Origin of the sequence: Streptomyces sp. T39 (assembly GCF_008042045.1) — a bacterium.
Lineage (GTDB): Bacteria > Actinomycetota > Actinomycetes > Streptomycetales > Streptomycetaceae > Streptomyces.
Genome location: NZ_RDBP01000213.1, coordinates 1 through 3,304, shown reverse-complemented (window position 1 = coordinate 3,304; position 3,304 = coordinate 1). Strand labels below are relative to the sequence as shown.

Below are 3,304 nucleotides of genomic sequence, written 5' to 3'. Positions count from 1 at the left end.
GTGCGGGGCAGGGGGCGGGGGGTGGTGCTGGGCATCGTCGGTCATGCCTCCCGCGGCAGGTAGTTGGGGCCGGTGGTGTAGTGCTTGTTGATGTCGCTCGCGCCCGACCGGGCCTTGGTCAGCAGGGTGCCGGCGGTGACCATGGCCTTCACGGGCAGCCTGGGCGCCTCCAGCACCCGGCTGCGCAGCACGTCGCCGCCGTGCGCGGCGCCGAGCCTGGACACGGCCTCGTCCAGGCGGTCGCGCACCAGGCGCAGCAGCTCCGCCAGCGGGGCGCGGCCGTGGGCGGCGAGGCCGAAGGCGTAGGCGCCGGCGCACAGATGCAGGGTGATCGTGGTGAACAGGTCGGCCACGGGAGCGTCGTCCGCGCACAGCACGCGCGGGTCGTCGAAGCCGGGGTCCGGGGCGTCGTCTCCGAGGCGGGCGCGGAGGCGGACGGTGTTGACCCGAGGGCCGTCGTTGTCCTTGAGGAGCAGCCGCACGGGATGGGCGGCGGCGGGGTCCAGCACCAGGGACACGTTCTGCTGGTGGGACTCCAGGGCGATGCCGTAGCCGAAGAGCGTGGTCTGCCAGTCGAACAGCAGCGTGAGGAGGGCGTCGAGGAGGGCGATCGGGTCCCCGGCGGAATGCCGTCGGGCGAGGTGGTCGATCACCAGGCCCCCACCGGGTGCGGGGGCGAGCAGTGCGGCGAGCGGGACCACGGTCGCGCCGTCGGCCGCGGCGGGCAGGGTGCGGGTCAGGGCGGCGAGCAGCTCGTGCCCGGCATGGGCGTACACGGTCTCGTCGGCGAGCAGGACCGTGTCCCTGAAGCGGGGCTCCCTGGCGACGACGGCCTCCAGCAGCCGTTGCCCGGCGGCTCCGTCGCGCAGGGTGCCGGGTCTGACGGTGCGCCGGTTCAGCAGGCCGAGGGTGGCGGTGGCGAGCGGCAGTTTGATGTGCACGCGGGGATCGGCCGCCAGGGCGACCGTCCGCATCGACAGTGTGGGCACCACCAGGGGGCCGTGCCCGGGGGGCGCCAGGTGGGCGCGGTCGTGCAGGCCGCGGGCGCGCAGCGCGTCCAGCAGCGGTCCCGCGGCCGTCAGGGGGTGCACGGGCAGCAGGACGTGGCCGGCGTCGAGCCGCTCGGGAAGGCCCGCGGCGGACGGCGTCACCGGCAGCACCCCCGCCGCGGCGGTGCCCGCCGCGGTGACGGCCCCGGCCGGGAGCGCGAGCAGCCGCAGGGCGAACGCCGGGTGGAACTCGGGTGCGTAGGCGCGCAGTTCGGCTTCGCCGAGCCCGAGGCGGCTGCGGGAGGCCGGGTACACGGGGTGGTCGGTGCGCGCGGCGAGGGTGTCGAAGGCGAGCGACGCGGCCGGGCCGGTCCAGCCGGCCGGGTCGGGCCCGTACCGGTCGCCGAGTGCGGCGGCCGTCCCGGCGGCGGTGGCGGCGTGGAGGCGGGCCGCGTCGAGGGCGTGGCGGCATTCGCGGGCGAAGGCGTCGAACCCGGGGCGGTCGGCGGGGTCCGCATGGGCGGCCAGCGCGGCGAGGACGTCGTCGCAGCCGGTCAGGTCGGTGCCGGTGCTCTCGCGGCGCAGCAGGGGGAGCCGGGCCGTCCGGTCGCCCTGGAAGCCGTCCTCGCGGACCGGCAGCAGCAGCGCGTCCCCGTCCGCTCCGGCCAGGCGCAGCCAGAGGCCGTCGGGCGCGGGGTGCGGGGTGGCGCGGCTGCGCAGCCCGGCGACGTCCTCGCGCAGCAGCGCTCCCAGCACCCGCAGCAGCAGCGCGGCGGCCGGGTCGCCGGCGGGGGCCGCAGGCCGGGGTGCGCCGGCCGCCGGGTCGAACGGGCTCACGGAGTGATCTCCCAGTGGAGGCCGGCGAGGAAGCCGTCCACGGCCCGGTCGACGCTCTCGGCGCTGTCGCCGATCGCGCGCACGATGCCGAGGAAGTCCCGGTTGCTGTGGTGGACCTCGCGCCACTCGCCGATCTCGCGCGCCGGACGGTAGGTCAGGCGGACGTCGCCGAAGGTGAGATCGGCGGGTCCGGGTGCCGCGGTCAGAGTGCCGGGCCGGTCGGCGCACGGGTAGTCCAGCCGGGCGGCGCGGCCGGTGCGCGCACCGAGGTCGTCCGGGAGCGGGCGGCCGAGATGGGTGGCGAGGACCCGTTCGAAGTAGGGGATGCCCAGCAGTTCGGCGAGGAGCAGATCGCACTGGTCGCCTATGGCGCGGTAGTTGACCTCGATCAGCCGGGCGCGCCCCTCGTGGACGACGAACTCCGTGTGGCAGGCGCCGAACCCGACGCCCAGCGCCTCCAGTTGGCCGAGGACCTGTTCGACCACCGGCTCCGGGTGGGCGGGCACGAAGGTGAGGCGCTCCTCGACGAAGTGGGGCGGCGGCGACAGCTCGGTGCGGAAGCCGCCCAGCACGTGCAGTCTGTCGCCGTCCCCGAGGGTCTCCAGGGTGTACAGGTCGCCGGGCAGGAACTCCTCCACGACCAGCGCGGCGCCGGGCCGGCGGTCCCTGATGCGTTCGCAGTGCCCGAGGAGGGCGGCCCGGTCGTCGGCGCGGACGACGTCCTCGCCCGCCACGCCCTCGCGCGGTTTGACGACGCACGGGTACGGCACGGCGAGACCGTCGAGGAACTCGGCCGGCTCGCGGTCCGCGGCCAGCTCGGCGGCCCACACGGTGTCGGCGCCCGCCCCGGCGAGCCGGCGCCGCATCTGCGCCTTGTCCTTCGCGCGCAGCGCGGCGCGCCAGTCCTTGCCGGGCAGGCCGAACCAGTCGGCGGCCAGCGCGGCCTGGGCCTGGAGGTGGTCGCTGTTGGTGAAGACGGCGTCGGGGGCGGGGCCCTGGGCCACGGCGCTGATCACGGCGCGGAAGTCGCGGACGTCGCAGCGGACGACCTCGGTGTCCGGGTAGGCGGCGCGGTGCGGCCCGGGCTGGTCGGTGAGCACGGTGACGTCGAGCCCCATGGCGCGCGCGGCGGGCAGGAAGCCCTCCGTGACGGAGTCGGTCGGGTTGAGGGCCAGCAGATGGAGCTGCATCAGGAGGTCACTTCCGGGGGATCACTGCCGAGGGGGTCGCTTCCGCGCGCACGGGAGGTCGGGGCGGACGGCACCCGGCCGGGCCCCGTTCCTGGTCATGACCGGTGAGCTTAGGTTAGGCAAGCCTTATTCTGCCAACTCGGCGCGCCCGTGCCGGGGTTCGCGAGCACGCCGCCCGATTATGAGTAAGGTGACCCTTACTCAGGCCCCCGCGGCGCTCCGCCGCGGTGTGCGCCGCCCCCTGCCCGTACGAGGAGTCCCCCCGTGATCCCGGCCCCGGTGTCGGCC

Annotated in this window: 2 protein-coding genes; both read right to left on the bottom strand. The window is 76.1% G+C overall.

Annotated features, from left to right (window positions below):
* Positions 1 to 41: 41 nt before the first annotated feature.
* Positions 42 to 1,757, bottom strand: coding sequence for an IucA/IucC family protein (locus EAO77_RS37180; RefSeq protein ID WP_261994334.1), 1,716 nt, complete (start codon positions 1,755 to 1,757; stop codon positions 42 to 44).
* 65 nt (positions 1,758 to 1,822) lie between these two features.
* Complete coding sequence (locus EAO77_RS37175) at positions 1,823 to 3,016, bottom strand: ATP-grasp domain-containing protein (protein ID WP_147992681.1); 1,194 nt, start codon at positions 3,014 to 3,016, stop codon at positions 1,823 to 1,825.
* Positions 3,017 to 3,304 lie beyond the last annotated feature (288 nt).